This is a genomic window from Phycisphaeraceae bacterium, assembly GCA_020851465.1.
Classification (GTDB): domain Bacteria; phylum Planctomycetota; class Phycisphaerae; order Phycisphaerales; family Phycisphaeraceae; genus JADZCR01.
Genome location: JADZCR010000001.1, coordinates 100883 through 118662 on the forward strand (window position 1 = coordinate 100883; position 17780 = coordinate 118662).

Genomic DNA, 17780 nt, shown 5'->3' on the forward strand with positions numbered 1-17780 from the left:
TGATTTTTCCGTCATTAGTCAAGGGCGAAGAGTTCCGCCCACGAAAACATGAGACGAAATCGTCCAACCATCCTCGCGGTCGTCGTATCGGTGCTGCTTGCCGCATCGCTCTCTGCCGCGCGCGGCGCGATTGACCTCAATGCCGCCCCCGACGGCGATACTTCAACCGCCAACCTCATCCAGGTACCGCACGCGAATTCGTGGCAGGCGGCGGTGAGCGACCGGCTCGGTCAGCTCGTGATTGGCAGCTTCAACAAGAAGGCGAAGGACAAGCCCGGTGAGTTTGTGATTTATCCGCTTGACGGAGCCGGGGCCTTGAAGATCGCCACGCCGGGCAAGCCGGCGGTTCCCGCAGTGGCGGCGGTCGCCGCAGTCCCTGCGACACCGACGACTCCCGCGGTTGCTGCGGTCCCGGCCAAGGCCGCGATCCCTGCGGTGCCGCCGGTCTATGTTTCCGCGACCGTCGCGCTGCCCAGGCCCGCCTCACTGGCTGCGTTTCAGAATTATCCGTTGAGTTTCGCGTTTCATCCCAAACTGCCGCTGCTGTACGTCTGGCAGGACATCCTCGGCCAGGCAATGACCAGCGCAAAAAACAATGTCGTATTCAAGGAGTTCGATCACCTGTTGATTTACAACGTGTCGAACCCCGCTGCGCCGACGCTGGTGCTTCAGACTTGTCGAGGTGATGAGTTTTCCTACGGCCTGAGGTATGGACCGCTGGCGTTTAATGCTGAGGGTACACGGCTGTTTCTGCCCAACCTGCGGCTGAAGGAATCGCCTGATAACAACAGCATTCCCGCCATCGGTTATCTCAAGCTCGACGCGCAAGGAATGCCCATCAAGGACGGAGATGCGCCGGCCATGGTGACTCAGGGCATCACGGCGTGGGCAACCTACCCGCCTGTGCTGGGATGTTTTCCGATCTCCGACGACATCACGCTTTTTTGCGGTATGTACGGGCCGACAACGTGGGACGCGAGCAACCGTCGTGCACCGTTCTGCACGTACGTTCTTAATCCAACCTATCAAAACACGATGCGGATGACGCTCCATCCCAAGCTGTCGGTGTTTTATGTGACGACGATGGGCGGACCATTCGTGTACCGAATGGAGCACGCCGACGGGTTCGTGACACTGCTGCCGCAGACGCTGACTTTTGGCGGAGCGGCGGCGACAACGCTTCCGGTTCTGATGACCAAGGGCAATCTCCTCGCCTTCGGCGGGGTGAACAAAATCTTTTTCGTCGCGCTCGACGCGGAAGGAAAGCTCACCGACAAACTGTCGCAGACTCCCGTCGCCAATCCCTCCGTGGACTCCCTGGTTTACTCCGAGCGGTTTGATCGGCTGTACGTGGGCGTGGAGCAATTACCGCAATGAGAATGACAGCACGAAATATTTTGACGTTGGGTGCGGCTGCTGTTCTGCTGCTGGCTGTCGCGGTCAGTGCTCGCACGATCACTCTCACGGATGAGTCTTCCGAGCGGGCGGCGAGCATCTGGGAAGGTTCGCCGCATGCGAGCTGGGTGGGCTACGAAGCTGCCGCCGGAAATCACACCACGACGATGATCGACGTCCGGCGTGACTCAGGGTTTCTGCTGCAGATTCCGATCAACAAAATTCCGGAAGGCAACCGGATCACCAAGGCGGAGCTATTGATCCCGCTGAATTACACCTATGCAGCGGACGCGAAGCTCCACGTCTGGCGCGTGATTCCCGACTGGGGTCCGGGAGTCAGTTGGGAGAACAGCACGATCCGCCCCAAGGTCATACCCTGGGCAATGCCCGGAGCGCGCGGCAGCTCGTCGGATCGGGCGACCAAGCCCACCGCCATCGTAACCCTTCGCAATGGTTCCACCACCGAGCTGATCGCCAACGTCACCGAAGACGTGGAGATGTGGTACAGCGGATCAGCCAAAAACAACGGCTGGCTTTTCACCCTCGAAGAAGACACCGTGGCGCGATTCCTGCCGCCCTGCTACTCGTACCGAGGCAGTTGGAAACTCCGCATCACCTACGAGCCGCAGTGATTGATTTTCTCCAACGGACACCCGTAAGCGACAAACGCTGATGAACGCAGTCAAGAATCAATCCTTCGTCCGCACACGAAACCCGCAAGGCGCGCTCTGGCGCACGGGCGCGGTCCTGCTGATGTTGTGTCTGGTGCTGACGGGTATCGCGCCGGCCGAAGCGCAGGCGCCGGCGACTGGTGTGCCGCAGGTCAGCGATCCGCCGACACCCGCCCCCGCGTGGATCGCCGGCTACCGTGTGCGTTATGCGCTGCGGATCGTGGATGATCCGACCCCCGCGGACCCGCCGACACCGCCGATTCCCGCGACGGTCATCGCGCGGATTCCTGCGTCCGGCTGGCTCAAGCCTGACGGCAGCGATATCGCGGTGCAGTCGGCTGCGGGCGAGGTGCTGCCGGTTTCCATCCTTTCACACGATCCGGCAGGCGACACGATCATCCAGTTTCCCCGCAAGGGTAATGACCGCTGGTACTGGGCCTATGCCTCGAATCCCGCCGCCCCCGCCAACACCAGACCCGCGCTGCCCGAAGGCGTGATCGCGGAGTACCGCCAGTGGAGCGGCGAGGGCCTCGACAGTTGGGCGATGGTCGTCGATGGTCTCAAAAAGAGCGAAAACGTTATCGGTAACGCGCCGGTGACGGAGGTCATCCAAAACTGCAATCCCGCGCGGCCTGATGATCCGCGACGATTCGCTGCGTCGTACCGCGGCTATCTCTACATCAAAACCGCGGGCAACTATCGCTTCCTCACAAACTCCGAAGACGCGTCGTTCCTTTTCATTGACGGCGCAATGGTCTATCAGCGGCCGGGTATCAACAAACGCATCACGGGGCGGATTCCCATCGAGCGCACGGGGTCCGAGGTGACTCTCACCGCGGGCGTGCATCCCTTCGAAGTGCATCACGTGATGGGGAACAATCCGGAGACTTACGGTTTCCTGGCATTGCTCTGGTTACCACCCGGAGCGAAGAACTGGGCTTTCGTGCCAATGGATGCCTACGCGCGTCCGCTGCTGGCGAATGTCGCGACGGTCGAGGAAGCAGCCGGAGCACAGATCGCTATTTTCAGCAGCGGTGTGGAGGACACACTCGCGTCGAACGGCATGACGCTGTTTCTTGAGCGATTTGAAGCGGGTGGAACGATCAAAAACCCCGCGCAACTGACATGGGACTTCGGCGACGGCACGAAGGGGACCGGACGATCGATTCGACACGCCTATTTCAAAAGCGGTCTTTACACGGTGACGCTCACCTCGCCGGGCGTGGCGCCGTATAAGCGCAGCGTCTATGTCTGGCCGTCACCGGGAGACACCAACCCGCTGTCGCTTTCGCGTGCGATCACCGCATTGGAGGCGGTGAACTGGTCCGCCTTCTCGCCGCAGCAGATCAACCAGATGTTTGATTTTCTCCTCCAGTGCGAGCAGCCGGAGCGATGGGCACTGCTGGAAAAGGTTTCGCGGCAAATCCTGACCCGCACGAACATCGATCCCAAGTTTCGTGCCGTCGCCCGCGCGACGCTGATGGAGGCGATGGCGCGGATGGGTAAGGGTAAAGAAGCAATCGCGATGCTTGAGCCGGCGTTGAAGGAGTTTTCCAAGACGCCGAGCCTTCAGGTGACGCTGAAACTCGCGGCAGCGGGTGTTTACCACTACTACCTGCGTGAACCCAACGACGCCAGCAAGCTCTACCGGTCGATCATCGACGAAAACCGCCGGATCGAGACTGCCGAGGTCCGCATTGCCGCGATTCGTCTGGGCGACCTGATGACTGAAGCCGGCGACCTGGTGAAAGCGGGCGAGTTCTACCGGCTGGCCAACACGCTGGGTGGCGCGAGCTTTGCCAGCACAGCACAGACCGACGCGATCACCCGTGGAGCGATGCTCCGCGTGGCGGAGCAGAAGCTCCGCAGCGGCGACATCCGCCAGACGCGACGCATGCTCGAGGAGATCGAGTTGAAGTACCCTGAGCAGAAGCTCGAAGGGCTTTACCGCTTTCTCCGCGCGGAAGCAGATCGGCTGGGCGGTCGTTACGAAGAAGCGATTCAGAATTACGAAGTGCTGATCAAGCTGACGCAGTGGGCGGGGTTCCGCGACAAGGCGCTCTACGGCATCGCGGACAGCTATTACCGCATGGGGGACTACGAGGACGCGCTCAAGTGGCTGGCGACGGTCGAGGAGTCGTACCAGAAGTTTTACGAGGAGCAAAAGCTGGGCGACTACCGACGCACCATCGAGGGACGCCTCTCGCGCCTCCGCGCCGCGGAGAAGGCGACCAAGGCGGGCGACAAGCCGGCGAGCATTCTTTTCGAAGGATACCACGCGAGCTTTGAGCCGGAGCAGAAGGAAGCGTTTACGATGGTGAGCGGCTGGTCGATCATCTCCGCTGCACCGGGCATGCTGGGTAACCACACCGCAGCCATCGAAGCATTTCCCACGTATCGTGTCACTGCCGACGGCAACATCCGTCTGCGCAATCTCCAGAGCAACTCGTACTACTGGGTCGAACTCTGGTACAGCGAATCCATGGGTTCGCTCCTGAGCAACCCGCACGGCCTGTTCTATCTCTACGGCTCCGGCAGTGATATCAATCCGACCGGAGGATCGGTCAACCCCAGCTTCGAGCGGACTTTCGGCGGATGGCGCCGCGTCGGATATCTCATGAAAACGCCCGTCACGCAGGACGGCATGCTCGCGTTCAGCCTCCGACAGATCGTGGGGCTTTTCGAGTTCGATGACGTGAGCATCACACCCGTGACCGACAGACAATACGATTCTCTCTCCAACTTCCTGGAGACCCGGTGATGAGATGTAAGCGACGACCTGTCTCGGATGGCGCAAGGCCCGGCGTGTTGACGCTGGCACTGACGCTGTCGCTCTGTCTGGTCGGCGTCGCCACCGCGGCAGAGGTTCACTCCAACGGCACCGGCGGCGGACTCTGGAGCGATGCGGCGACCTGGCGCAAAAAGGCTGTACCCGCGCCCGACGACTCCGTCGTGATCTCCACGGGTGATACCGTCGAGTTTGACCGTGACGACTCGGACAAGCAGACCTGCAAGGAACTCTACATCGACCCGTCCGGCGCACTGACCTACAACGGCGGAGGAAAGCGGGTGTTCGTCGTCGGCGGGCCGGTTGAAAGCTACGGCACCATCAAGATCGACGCCTCGCAAAGCAACGACCTGATGGAATTCCGACTTGCTGCTGACAAACAGGACAAGCTCTCACTGACGCTGCTCAAGGGCGGCTCGCTGCTGATGTACGGAAAGCCCGGCGGGGAAGGGAAAAACGCGGCGCTGGTCTGCAAGCCTTCGGTCGCGGCACTGGCGGGATCGCAAGGAATCGTCCAGGCCGGCTCAGGTGCGATGGTGGATCTCCAGCGTGCGGCTGTCGCCGACATCAAGATCAACGCATCCTCGATCGATAACACCGGCGCCAAGCCCAACGAAAAAATCAGCATTGCCGACTGTCTTTTCACCGGACAGGGCACGATTTATCTCTACGCATGCGATACGCCCTCGATACTCAACAACGTCTTCGCCTATGCGGGCGAGGCTGCTCTGGGCTTCCCGGCGATCACGGTGTACGGCTCGCCGCTGGCGGACGTACGCGGCAACCATATCAACGGTAAATACGCCACCGGCATTAACGGCTCGGCGCAGAATGAGTCGGCGGTCATCAACAACACCATCGAAAAATGCGGCTACGGCATCTATTGGTACGGCACCAACGGCATGCTCAAGGGCAATACCTTCAAGAACTGCGACATCGGCATCATCGTTACCTCCATGACCGGCGTCATCGAGGACTCGATCATTGATGGATCAAAAACCGCGGTCAACATCTCAGGCGCCACGCTCCAGATTAATAATCTCACCGTCACCAATCTCCAGAAAGACGGCATCCCGATCGATATGCCAAACGGTGTGCTGACGCTGATGAACTGCGATCTCAAGCCTGAGCAGATCAAACTCGCCGGCAACCCGCCGAAGGAAGGCCCGTGGGTGCTGGCGATGAATTACGTTGTGGTGGGCGTCAAGAATCTCAACGGCCGCAAGCCGATGGTCGAGCTTAAGACCACGACGCCTGAGAAGCCGCTCGCCCCCGGCGCGGTGGACCCCAATGTCCGCAATTCCCCGGCACCCATTGGTCCGCGGGACATCACGCCTCTGCCGGCATCCAACATGCCGCTGACCGTGCGTGCGTGGACGATCGGTACCGACGGCAAACCCACCGCCGCCCCCGCGTACACTCTGAGCGTTTTTCTGCCGCTGCCGGCGGATGCCAAACCCGAAGATAAGCCGGTCGTGCTGGCGACTCAGAGCATCACGCCGCAAGCAAACTGGTACCGTGCGAAGGCCGACGATCCGACGCCGACGGTGGAGGTGACCCTGCCATGAGAATGATCGTTTCGACAGCCCATCATGGATATGGTCAGCGTGACGCGCGCTCGGAGTCGGGTAATCCTGTCAATCGGGTAATGGTCATGGCGCTGGCGTTCCTGCTGGTGTGCGGGGTGATGACAAGTCCGTCACTGGCACAGCGCAAGGTGACGTTCCCGCCTGCGGAGAGCAAGCCGCCGCCGCCCGCCAAGCCGCCGCAGAAAGAAATGCGTGCTGGTGAGGACACGGGCATTCTGCCTGACTACGGCCCGGCGCAGCGAAAGACTCAGGTCACCGCGCCCCCGCCGCCTCCCAATCTCACCGTCATGTACAAGCTCCAGTACGGCGAGACGCTCGAGTACGTCCACCCGGACGGCACCGTGCAGAAGTTCGAGCAATGGAAGAGCTATCCGAACGATGCTTATTACCTCGTCGTCAGCTACACCAACGCTCGTCTGGCCGACGGCAACAATTACCAATACGACGTCAAACCGCTGGCGTCGCCGGGATTTGATCCGGTTGATATTCCGATCCTGTTCATGGCTGGGGATTATGAGTTCGCGCTGTCGCCCGCCGAAGTCGAAAATCTGCGCAAGTTTCTCACCGGCGGAGGAACGATCATCTTCAACGCGGCGCGTGGTCGTGATGAGTTTTCCAACTCCGTAGTGCGCGAGATGCGAAAGGTCTTTCCGCAAAAGAAGTTCATGAAGCTGCCGCCTGACCACCCGGTATTCAACGCACGGTATCGCATTCAGCAACTGATGACGTTGATTAACGGCACGCAGGCGATGCTGCCGCCGGAGCTTTATTCCATCGACATCGGCACGCGGGCGGCGGCGATCCTCGTACCTACCGGGATGGGTGCCGCTTGGGCGGGTGATACCTACAACCCCGCCGGCAAGCATTACGTCGGTGAAGGTGCGATCCGTCTGGGTGTCAATCTCATCGCCTATGTGCTCGGCGGGACCGAGTACGGCAGATTCCTCTCCCAGGATTTCCCGATCTACAACGGCCGGACCCGGTCGGGTGATCTCTTCCGCATGGCACAGATCAAATACAACGGGAGCTGGGACGACAACCCCGCTATCCAGAACAGCCTGCTCCAGGGATTAAACGAGAATACGGGCATCGGCGTGGACTATGCGCCGTATGCGATAGGGCTTGACGACCCGCAGTTGGGTAGTTTTCCGATGGTTTTTATGACCGGGCACTACGATTTTTCGTTTACGCCCGCAGAGATAGCCGGGCTGACGAATTATCTCCAGCGCGGCGGCGTGCTGGTCGCCAGTGCCGCGGCGGGACTCAAGCCGTTTGACAATGCGTTTCGCCGTGAGATTCGCAAAGCGTTTCCCAACAGCCAGCTCATCAAACTCCCGCCGACGCATGCCTTGTTCACCGGCGGTTGGGCATCGCTGGACCGGATCGTGTACACCGAAGCGGCGCGGAAGGACAACCCGCTGCTGGAATATCCAGAGTTTTACGGGCTGTTTATTGATGATCGCCTGGCGGTGATCTACACGCCCTATGACCTCATGAGCGGTGTGAACCGCGAGTCCAACGCCTACTCGAAAGGCGTGACCAACGATGACGCGATGCGCATCGCGATCAATCTCGTGACGTATGTGCTGAGCCACTGAAACGGAAGAACTTCCCTGACAAGGATCACCAAAGCACCGGGTCCATCCCGCGCTCCACAGGAAACACCATGACTACCGCTGCCAATCCCCCTACCGTGACCCACGCCGCACCGCAGGACATCGAAAAGCAGATCGCTGCGCTGAGCCAGCTCCACCGCGGGATGCTGAGCGAGTTTTCCAAAGTGATCGTCGGCCAGCGTGAGGTGCTTGAGGAACTGCTCATCACCGTCTTCGCCGGCGGCCACAATCTGCTCGAAGGTGTGCCGGGGCTTGCCAAGACGCTCATGATCAACACGCTGGCGCGGCTGCTGTCGCTGGATTTCAAGCGGATCCAGTTCACACCCGACCTGATGCCCAGCGACATCGTGGGGACCAACGTCATCGAGGACGACCACACGACCGGCAAGCGCGTGACGGTCTTCGTCGCAGGCCCGATCTTCACCAACATCGTGCTGGCTGACGAAATCAACCGCACGCCTCCCAAGACTCAGGCGGCGCTCCTCCAGGCCATGCAGGAAAAGGAAGTGACCTCCGGCGGCAAGACGTACCGGCTGGCGGCACCGTTCTTCGTCCTGGCGACCCAGAACCCGATCGATCAGGAAGGCACCTACCCGCTGCCTGAGGCGCAGAAAGACCGCTTCCTTCTCAACACCTTCATCAAGTACCCCACGATGGAGGATGAGGAAGCCATCGTGGATCGCACCACGACCAACGAAGTGCCGGAGCTTAAAGCCTACTGCGACCGCGACAGTCTGCTGCGCTATCAGAAACTGGTGCGCAGCATCCCGGTGAGCAAGCATGTGACCGGCTACGCGGTGGATCTGGTCCGCGCAACTCGCCCCAATGAGCCGGGGGTTCCTGCATTCGTCAAGGAACAGGTCGGCTGGGGAGCCGGCCCCCGTGCCAGCCAGGCATTGATCCTCTGCGCCAAGACCTATGCCGCATTGAACGGCCGGGTGAACGTGTCGGTGCAGGACATTCAGCACCTGGCGTTGCCCGTGTTGCGTCACCGCATCTCGGCGAGCTTCGTCGCCGAGGCTGAGGGCATCAGCACGGACGCGATCGTGACCCGACTGCTCAAGGAAGTGCCTGAGCGGAGCACAAAGTAATCGACCACACGCGAGGCTCCGCAGGTCCGTGCGAGACTCCCTCAGGCGATAAACCATGACCGCAGCTCCAACCCCAACTCGGCCGCCCACGAGCCTGATGCGCTCGATCATCCAGAAGCTGCGCCGCGCGCTGACCGATACCGGCCAGACGCAGGTGATCACGGAAGTGATGCAGGGCGGTGATCCGAATCGCTATCTCGATCCGTCGATCCTCTCGAAGGTCGGCATTTCGCCGCTGCTGGCAAAGCTGGTTGTCGAGGGATTCATCAATGGTCTGCATAAAAGCCCGTTTCACGGATTTTCCGTCGAGTTCGCCGACCACCGTGAGTATGTGCCGGGCGATGACCTCAAATACATCGACTGGCACCTATTCGCGCGGACCGACCACTACTACATCAAGCGTTACGAGGAAGAAACCAATCTCCGTTGCTATATCCTGCTCGACCGCTCGGCGTCGATGGCCTTCGGCACGGGCAAAATCACCAAGTGGGATTACTCCTGCTTTCTGGCGACCTGTCTGGCATACCTCATCATCAAGCAGCAGGACGCAGCGGGGCTTGCACTGTTCGGCGCCAAGCCCGGCATCATGGTTCCCGCCCGCGCCAAGACCGTACACCTGCGGCAAATGATGCAGGTGATGATCAACAACCCGCCGTCTGGTGATACCGATGTCGCCTCCAGCCTCCGGGCCATCACGCGAAACCTCAAACGACGCGGGCTGGTCGTCGTCATCAGCGATCTCATCGACGACCCGGAGACGACGCTCCGCTCGATCCGTCTGCTTGCAAGCCATAAGCATGATGTGATCGTATTTCATGTGCAGGACGCGGCAGAGCTGGAGTTCACCTTTGATGGTGCGACGCTTTTCAAGGACATGGAAACCGGCGAGGAGTTGGAGATCGACCCCTCAGCCGTGCGTGCGACCTATCTCCAGCGGATGAACGAAGTGTGCGACTTCTACCGCAAGGGACTGACCGAGGTCGGCATCGATTACCAACTGATCAATACCCGCATGCCTTATGACCACGCGCTGTCGGCATACTTGAAACGCCGGGCAAGGACGAGGAAGTAATGGTTTTTGAATCAACAGATCCGGGCCGGAGCGGTTTTCATCGCTCCGCCTCACACCTTCGAGTGCCGATGCGCGCGGAGGTGAATCCATGATTACTCTCCTGGCGCCGCTGGCATTGTTCGGCGCGGCCCTGCTCGCCATCCCGATTTTGATTCACCTGTTCAAGCCGCGCAAAGTGCGGCAGACGCCGTTTTCCAGTCTGCGCTGGCTGCATCTGACGCAGCAGAAACTCGCCCGACGCATCAAGTGGCATCAGGTGTTGCTCTTTCTGCTCCGTGCTGCGTTTATTCTGCTGCTGGTGCTTGCGCTGGCTAAGCCGATGCTCGCTCCGCGCGGCTCGACCGGGCTGACTGAACGATTCATCGTCCTCGATGTCAGTCGGAGCATGAGCTACCAGCCGACGGGACGTGAAAGCCCGATTGATCTGGGAAAGAAAATCGCGGTTGATCTGGTGACCAGCGGCATGGCGGGCGACCGCACGACCGTGCTGCTGACGGGCACGTCAACCCGCTCACTGGGGCCGCTGGCACGCGACCCGCAGATTTATCTCGCGGCGCTCAAGGCGGCAGAAGCGACCAGCAGCGATACCGATCTGACCTCGTCGCTCCAGGTCATCCGTCCGATGCTCGCTCGGCGGCGGCCGGGTACCACCGGTGAAATCTACTTCATCACTGACAACCATCAGCGGGCGTGGCGTCAGGGTGAAATCGCGGGCTTTCTCAAGGATCTCGACGCCCAGGTGAAGGTGAAGGTCATCGATGTCGGCGTCAACGCGGCGCAGAACGCATGGATCGCCGACGCTGAGCTGATCCCCATCGGCGAAGGACGACGGCTGATCCGCGTGAAAGTCGGCGGCGTGGGGGACGCTTCGCAGGAACGCACCGTCAAGCTCACCGGTCTGGCGGGACTTGCGGAGCTTTCAACTAAAGTGAAAGTTCAACCGCGGGGTCTGGTGCAGGCGGACATCGAATTACCCGCAGGCTACAGCCTGACCGGCAAGGTCGCTCGTATCTCGCTCGATCCGCCCGACGCCTTACCCAGCGACGACGACTTTTTCCTCAATCTGGATTCCCATGCACAGGTCAAGGTGCTCCTGGTCGAAGCAGAATCATCACAGACCGAATCTCTGCGGCCGGGGCTGTATATCGCCAAGGCACTCGAAGCGCTGGCGAAAAACGGCCGCGCGCTTCAACTGGTGATGCGGACGCACACGTCGGTGCAGCCCGCTGATATCGTCGATGCCGATGCGGTGATTTTTGCGGAAGTTCCCGAAGTGCCGGACAACGTCGTCAAGGCACTGGAGACGCGCGTGAAGACCGGAGGAGGTCTGGCGATCTTCCTGGGGCCGGAAATTCAGCAGAACTTCTACAACACTCGGCTCTGGAATCCCGCGACGCCTTCCGATTGTCTGCTCCCCGTTGCACTGAAAAAACCAACCGACGGAGACAGGCTCGATCCGATCACGAACATCGAATGGTCGCATCCGCTGCTGGCACCGATTTATGACCCGGTGTTTGGCGATCTGCCGCAGGTCCAGTTCCAGGGGCATTTCGAGTTTGAAGGCGAGCCTAGAGACAGCCAGGTGCTGGCTCGGATCAATTCCCAAACACCTGCGATCATCGAGCGAGCGCTCGGTATCGGCCGCGTCGTGCTGTTCAACACCACCGCCAACGATGTCTGGAGCAACCTTCCCCGCAAAAAGAGTTTCGTTCCCTTGATGGATCGTCTATTGACTCACCTGAGCGGTGCGACGCTCCGGCGGAGCTTTGACGTGGGTGACACGGTGGCTCTGCCGCTGGCAAACCGATCGGACGAAGGCACCGTGACGGTCACCAGTCCCACCGGCAAGAAGCTCACCCCCGCGTTGCGGGAGGAGGCCGGCCGCACCGTGATGCGACTCGACAATCTCACCGAGCCGGGTGTTTACCGCGTTGAGCAGACCACACAGGCAAGCGCAGGCGGTCCCGGAGGGTTGGCGACGTTCGCCTTTGTCGTACAGACCGGCCGAGGTGACAGCGTGCTGACGCCGACGGAGACCGACACACTCCGCAAGTGGTGGGATCCGGTACCGCTGGACATGGCAACGGCAGAGATCGCGCAGAAGGCGGTCGCCACACAATCACGCTACGAGCTTTGGCCGTGGTTGCTGGCACTGGGCGCGATCTTACTGCTGGCGGAAATGTTTTTCGTGCATTGGCTCTGTCCGAAGGTCAACCCCGCCGTCGCCGAATCCATGGTGCCGCGACAAGGCATCTTCACCGTCCGCACCGCCGAGAAAGTGGCGTAACTGATAGCTTCCATGCCGCACCAATTCTCCCTCAACGTCGTGCCTCTCCTACCCGTCTGGGCCGTTCTGGCGGTCGGCGCGCTGCTGCTGCTGCTCTTGGCGCAAGGCTCGCTGTTGCTACTGCGGAAAAAGGTTCCCTCCCGATGGGTCGCCATCCTCGGCGTGTTGCGCGTGGCGATCGTGATCGTCTTCGTGGTCTGCCTGCTCCAGCCGACGATTTCCTTTCATCGTGACATCCGGCAATTGCCGGACCTGGTCCTGATGGTCGATACGTCGATGAGCATGAACAACAAGACCAGCTCCGGCCAGACCCGGCTCGCCGACACTCTCTCTGACCTGCGGTCGAGCAGTCTGATGGCGGATCTCCAGAAGCAATACAACATTCACTGGTTTGCCTTCGACCGCACGGCTTACCCGATCGAGTCAGCTGATCTGGCGACACTCAAAGCGGTGGGCGACACCACGCGATTCTCCGACAGCTTGACGACGGCATGGGACTATCAGCGTCAGGCTGATGGTCAGACGACTACCGCCGGGAAAAATGCGTCCGCTCGCGTGGTGCTCATCAGCGACGGCAACGATCTGGGAACGGATGATGTCGTCGATGCAGCGCGCCGACTGGGTGTCACGATCGACACGCTCGCGCCCAAGCCTTCCATCGCCGGTCAATCCGCCAGCCGTGTCGTCATCTCCAGCGTGCAGAGTCCGCGCCGTGTGCTGCTGGGATCAGAAGCACAATTCGTCATCACCTTGCGGGCCGATGGCACACCCTCAGGTCCGGTGACTGTCGAACTGCTCGATGACAACAAGCCGGTGCTCTCTCAGGAAGTGGTTTTCAAGCAGGGAGAAAACGAAAAGCAGGTCATCATCACCGACCAGCCGACGGAGGTTGGACTGCGGCCATATGAGATTCACCTCTCCGGTGCTGCCGCCCCCGCTGCGGATGCCGCCAAACCTTACAAACTCAGCGTCGGCGTGCTCGACACGAAAACAGAGGTGCTGTTTATCGAGGAGACCTGGCGATGGGCGTTCAAATTCCTGCGTCAGGTACTCGAAGACGATCCCAGCTTCTCAATGACAGCGATGCTTTCGCGCGGACCTGGACGATGGGTTCAGTTCGGCGAACCTGACCGCAAGGTGCAGCTAGGCGGCTTCCCGCAGAGTAAGTCGGAAATCGAGTGGTACGACACGATCGTGCTGGGTGATGTCAACCCGAAGCGCTGGCCGCGCTCGCTGGCGCCGGCGATTCATCACCTCGTCGCTGAAGAGGGCAAGTCGCTGGTCCTCATCGCAGGACCGTCACTGGCCGCGGTGGCGGAGACGCCGGAGATCGCATCGCTGCTGCCGGTCGAGTTGACCCGCGAGTCAGCACTTCCGGTCGAAGGGCCTATCGAGATTCGCAAGAGCCGTGAGGGTGCAGCGTCGCCGTTCTTTTTCAATCAGGTTGGCAGTCTGCCTGCGCTTGACCGGATCTACCCACCGCTGCGAAAGCGGCCGGCGGCGACGATCCTGCTCGAAGCGACACGCCAAGGCAACAACTACGGCAACATCATCGTGATGGCGGAACACACCGTCGGTAAGGGACGGGTGCTCTTCATCGGCACGGATACGCTTTGGAAATGGCAGATGTTCGGCCAGCAGGACGAGCACGGCGTGACGCCGTACAAGGCATTCTGGCAGCAGGCGCTGCGGGCACTGGCTCCGATCCGTCCGTCCACCGGCGCGGTGAACCTTTACGTCCAGGCGGAGCGCACCCGTTACGAGGCAGGCAAGCGCGTCGTGCTGCACGCCCAGATCAAGTCCGACCGACCGATCACCCAGCCCGTGCTGACCGCGACGGTCACGCTACCCAACGATAAACAGATCCCGCTGGCACTGGCTGCGGACCCGACGAAACCTAACAGCTACAGCACCGAGTTTGAGAGCACGATGGCCGGACGGCATAAAATCACCGCATCCGTAAACAGCGAAGGCAAACTGCTGGCGGAAGTGGTCACCCCCATCGACATCGAAGAGCCGCGAGGCGAAGCGTCCGGCACGGATGTGGACGCTGCTAATCTCGCCCGCATCGCCTCCGCCACCGGCGGAAAGGCGATCAACCTCGACGATGCGAAAACCTGGCCGACTTCCGTTACCACGGATCGTGTCACACTCGATAAGCGGCACGACTGGGATCTATGGAACAACTTCACGCTGCTGGTCGTGCTGTGCCTGCTGCTGGGAACGGACTGGTTGCTGCGTCTGCTGCGCGGGTATGTTTGACCGACACATCCATCGCGAAGTTCACGAGACACTAAAAGGCTGGAGATTTACGGGAATAACAGCCATTTCCCGCCATGAAGCGGAAGTCTGACGCTGTCGTCGATATCATTCTCATAACGACAAGCGATTTAATCAGGCATCCCGCCATGAGTAATTCCAACCCTGCCTCTGAACCGTCCATACCCGGAGCCAACGGAACCGACATTCTGAGCCTTCCGTTTGCCGAGGGGCTGTATGAAGACTTCCTCCGCGACCCGTCATCGGTTCCTGAAGATTGGCGAAGGTATTTCGTTCAGATCACCCCGGCGAATGGTCGGTCGATGCGGGTGCGGCCATCAATGCGTCCCGCGAGCCTGTTTAATCCGACCGGGGCGAATGGCCACGGCCCAGCCGGCTCCACGTCGGCCCCTGCTGTTCCCGCTGCTGCTGCGCAATACCTTCAGGATCGCGTCGATCAACTCGTCCGCCACTACCGCGTCCGCGGCCACATGATCGCACAGATCGACCCGCTGGGTATCCCGCGTCCCGACATGCCTGAGCTTGACTACCGCTATGTCAAACTCACGGAGGAAGACCTCGACAGGACATTCTCCACCGTCACCCTCGGCGGAGCGGATGTGCAGACGCTGCGTGCCCTGCTCCAGCGATTGAAAAACACCTACTGCCGATCGATCGGTGCGCAGTTCATGCACATCGACGATGAGGAGGTCCGGCAGTGGCTGCAAAATCGGATGGAGGGCACGGAAAACCGCATCGAGCTGACACGCAAGGAGCAGCTGCGCATTCTCACCCGCCTGACTGATGCGGTGATCTTCGAGGAGTTCATCCAGAAAAAATTTGTCGGGGCCAAGAGTTTCAGCCTCGAAGGAGGCGAGAGCTTGATTCCCCTGCTCGATCTGGCCATCGAAAAGGCGGGGGAACAGCAGATCGATGAGATCGTGCTGGGCATGGCGCACCGCGGCCGCCTGAATGTGCTGGCGAATATCATGGGCAAAAGCCCGGAGATGATCTTCCGGGAGTTTCAGGACGCCACCAGCGGCAATCAGCCCCCACGCGGCGACGTGAAATATCATCTGGGCTACAGCACCGACTGGACCACGCAAACCGGTCACAAGATTCATCTTTCTCTGGCGTTCAATCCCAGCCACCTCGAATATGTAAACTCCGTGGCACTGGGCCGTATGCGCGCCAAAATGGATCGCGTTGGCGACTGCGACCGCGTGAAGGGCATGACGCTGCTGATTCACGGCGACGCGGCGTTTGCCGGTGAAGGTGTCGTGCAGGAGACGCTTAATCTCAGCGAGCTTGACCCCTACAGCACCGGCGGCACGCTGCACGTGATCGTCAACAACCAGGTCGGGTTCACCACACCTCCCGAACAGGCACGCTCCAGCACTTACGCGACGGACATCGCCAAGATGCTCCAAAGCCCGATCTTCCACGTCAACGGCGAGGACTGCGAGGCTGTGGCGCAGGTGGTGCGGCTGGCGATGGATTTCCGCAAAGTGTTCAAGCGTGACGTGGTAATCGACATGTACTGCTTCCGCCGCCGTGGGCATAACGAAGGCGACGAGCCGAGCTTCACACAGCCGTTGATGTATGCGGCCATGGATCTGCGTAAAAACACGCGCGAGGGATATCTCGAACATCTCCTGAAGCTGGGCGGCGTGACGCGACAGGAAGCGGATCGCATCGCCGCCGATCGTCACGAGGCACTTGAGCGGGAGCTGGCTGAAGCGCGTGAACCGGAGGAAGGAGCCGGTGAGCCAAGCGATCGATCGCGCATCTGGATCGGGTATCGAGGCGGGCGAGAGAAAGAGGTGGCGGACGTGCCGACAGGCGTGCCGCGTGCCCGGTTGACACAGTTACTCGAAAAGCTCGCGGAGCTTCCGGAAGATTTCATTCTTCATCCAAAGCTGGCGCGGTTCATCAAGGGGCGGCGTGACATGGCTGCGGGTGTTCGACCCATCGACTGGTCCGCTGGTGAGGCACTGGCGATGGCGTCACTGGCGACCGATGGAGTACGGGTGCGGATGACGGGGCAGGACTGCGAGCGCGGCACATTCAGCCACCGCCACGCCGTGCTGCACGACGTGGAGGACGGTCACCGCCACATGCCGCTTCAGCACCTGACGCCCGATCAGGCCCAGGTCGAGATTTACAACAGCCCGCTCTCCGAGGCAGGCGTGCTGGGATTCGAGTACGGCTACAGCCTCGATTTCCCAAGCGCACTGGTGATATGGGAAGCACAATTCGGAGACTTCATCAACGCGGCACAGGTCATCGTCGATCAATTCATCGTCAGCGCGGAACAGAAATGGCGTCGTCTGAGCGGACTGGTCCTGCTCCTGCCGCATGGCTTTGAAGGTCAAGGCCCGGAGCACTCCAGCGCCAGACTCGAACGCTTTCTGGCACTAGCGAGCGAGGACAACATTCAGGTCTGCAACGCGACCACTCCCGCACAGTATTTTCACCTGTTGCGAAGGCAGGTACTCAGGCCGTGGCGCAAACCGCTGATTGTCATGTCACCCAAGAGTCTGCTGCGACATCCTGAGGTCGTCTCGCCGCTGGATGATTTCGAGTCCGGAACCTTCCAGCGAGTGATCGACGATGCCCAGATCAGTGAACCCGGCAAGGTCAAACAGATTCTGCTCTGTTCGGGCAAGATTTTTTACGAGTTGAAAAAGCGACGTGATGAGATCGCGCGGACGGACACCGCCATCGTGCGAGTTGAGCAGTATTATCCCGTACCGGAAGCGGAGCTTCGAGCGATCGTGAAGCGTTACTCCAACGCTGATCGAGCGATCTGGGTACAGGAGGAAGGCCGAAACCACGGAGCGTGGCGGTTTTTCCATTTCGAGTTTGGTGACAAACTGTTCGACAAGCTGCCGTTTACGGGTATTTATCGCCCGCCGTCTGCCAGCCCGGCGACGGGATCGAGCAACCAGCACAAGATCGAGCAGGAAGCGATTTTGAAGGAAGCACTGGGATAACCACCCGTGCGGCACG

10 protein-coding genes are annotated in these 17780 nt (G+C 60.5%); all 10 read left to right on the forward strand.

Going from position 1 to position 17780, the window contains the following annotated elements; genetic code table 11:
• Positions 1-48: 48 nt before the first annotated feature.
• Positions 49-1377, forward strand: coding sequence for a hypothetical protein (locus IT444_00405; GenBank protein MCC7191214.1), 1329 nt, complete (start codon positions 49-51; stop codon positions 1375-1377).
• Positions 1374-2027: a hypothetical protein gene (locus IT444_00410; GenBank protein MCC7191215.1), complete on the forward strand. Its 654-nt coding sequence runs from the start codon at positions 1374-1376 to the stop codon at positions 2025-2027. Before IT444_00405 ends, IT444_00410 begins: the two co-directional genes overlap by 4 nt.
• Before the next feature lie 40 nt (positions 2028-2067).
• Entirely contained in the window at positions 2068-4827 is a 2760-nt protein-coding gene (locus IT444_00415; protein ID MCC7191216.1) for a PKD domain-containing protein, read from the forward strand.
• Entirely contained in the window at positions 4827-6422 is a 1596-nt protein-coding gene (locus IT444_00420) for a right-handed parallel beta-helix repeat-containing protein (GenBank protein MCC7191217.1), read from the forward strand. Before IT444_00415 ends, IT444_00420 begins: the two co-directional genes overlap by 1 nt.
• Complete coding sequence (locus IT444_00425; protein ID MCC7191218.1) at positions 6419-8041, forward strand: DUF4159 domain-containing protein; 1623 nt, start codon at positions 6419-6421, stop codon at positions 8039-8041. Before IT444_00420 ends, IT444_00425 begins: the two co-directional genes overlap by 4 nt.
• A 68-nt stretch (positions 8042-8109) precedes the next feature.
• Positions 8110-9150, forward strand: coding sequence for a MoxR family ATPase (locus tag IT444_00430; GenBank protein MCC7191219.1), 1041 nt, complete (start codon positions 8110-8112; stop codon positions 9148-9150).
• A gap of 55 nt (positions 9151-9205) precedes the next feature.
• Positions 9206-10222, forward strand: a complete 1017-nt coding sequence (locus IT444_00435) for a DUF58 domain-containing protein (GenBank protein ID MCC7191220.1) — start codon at positions 9206-9208, stop codon at positions 10220-10222.
• 88 nt (positions 10223-10310) lie between these two features.
• The gene (locus IT444_00440; GenBank protein ID MCC7191221.1) at positions 10311-12509 is read left to right on the forward strand and encodes a BatA domain-containing protein; all 2199 of its coding nucleotides are present in this window, start codon (positions 10311-10313) and stop codon (positions 12507-12509) included.
• 12 nt (positions 12510-12521) lie between these two features.
• Positions 12522-14771: a VWA domain-containing protein gene (locus IT444_00445; protein MCC7191222.1), complete on the forward strand. Its 2250-nt coding sequence runs from the start codon at positions 12522-12524 to the stop codon at positions 14769-14771.
• Between the two features lie 146 nt (positions 14772-14917).
• Entirely contained in the window at positions 14918-17764 is a 2847-nt protein-coding gene (locus IT444_00450; GenBank protein ID MCC7191223.1) for a 2-oxoglutarate dehydrogenase E1 component, read from the forward strand.
• Positions 17765-17780: the final 16 nt, after the last annotated feature.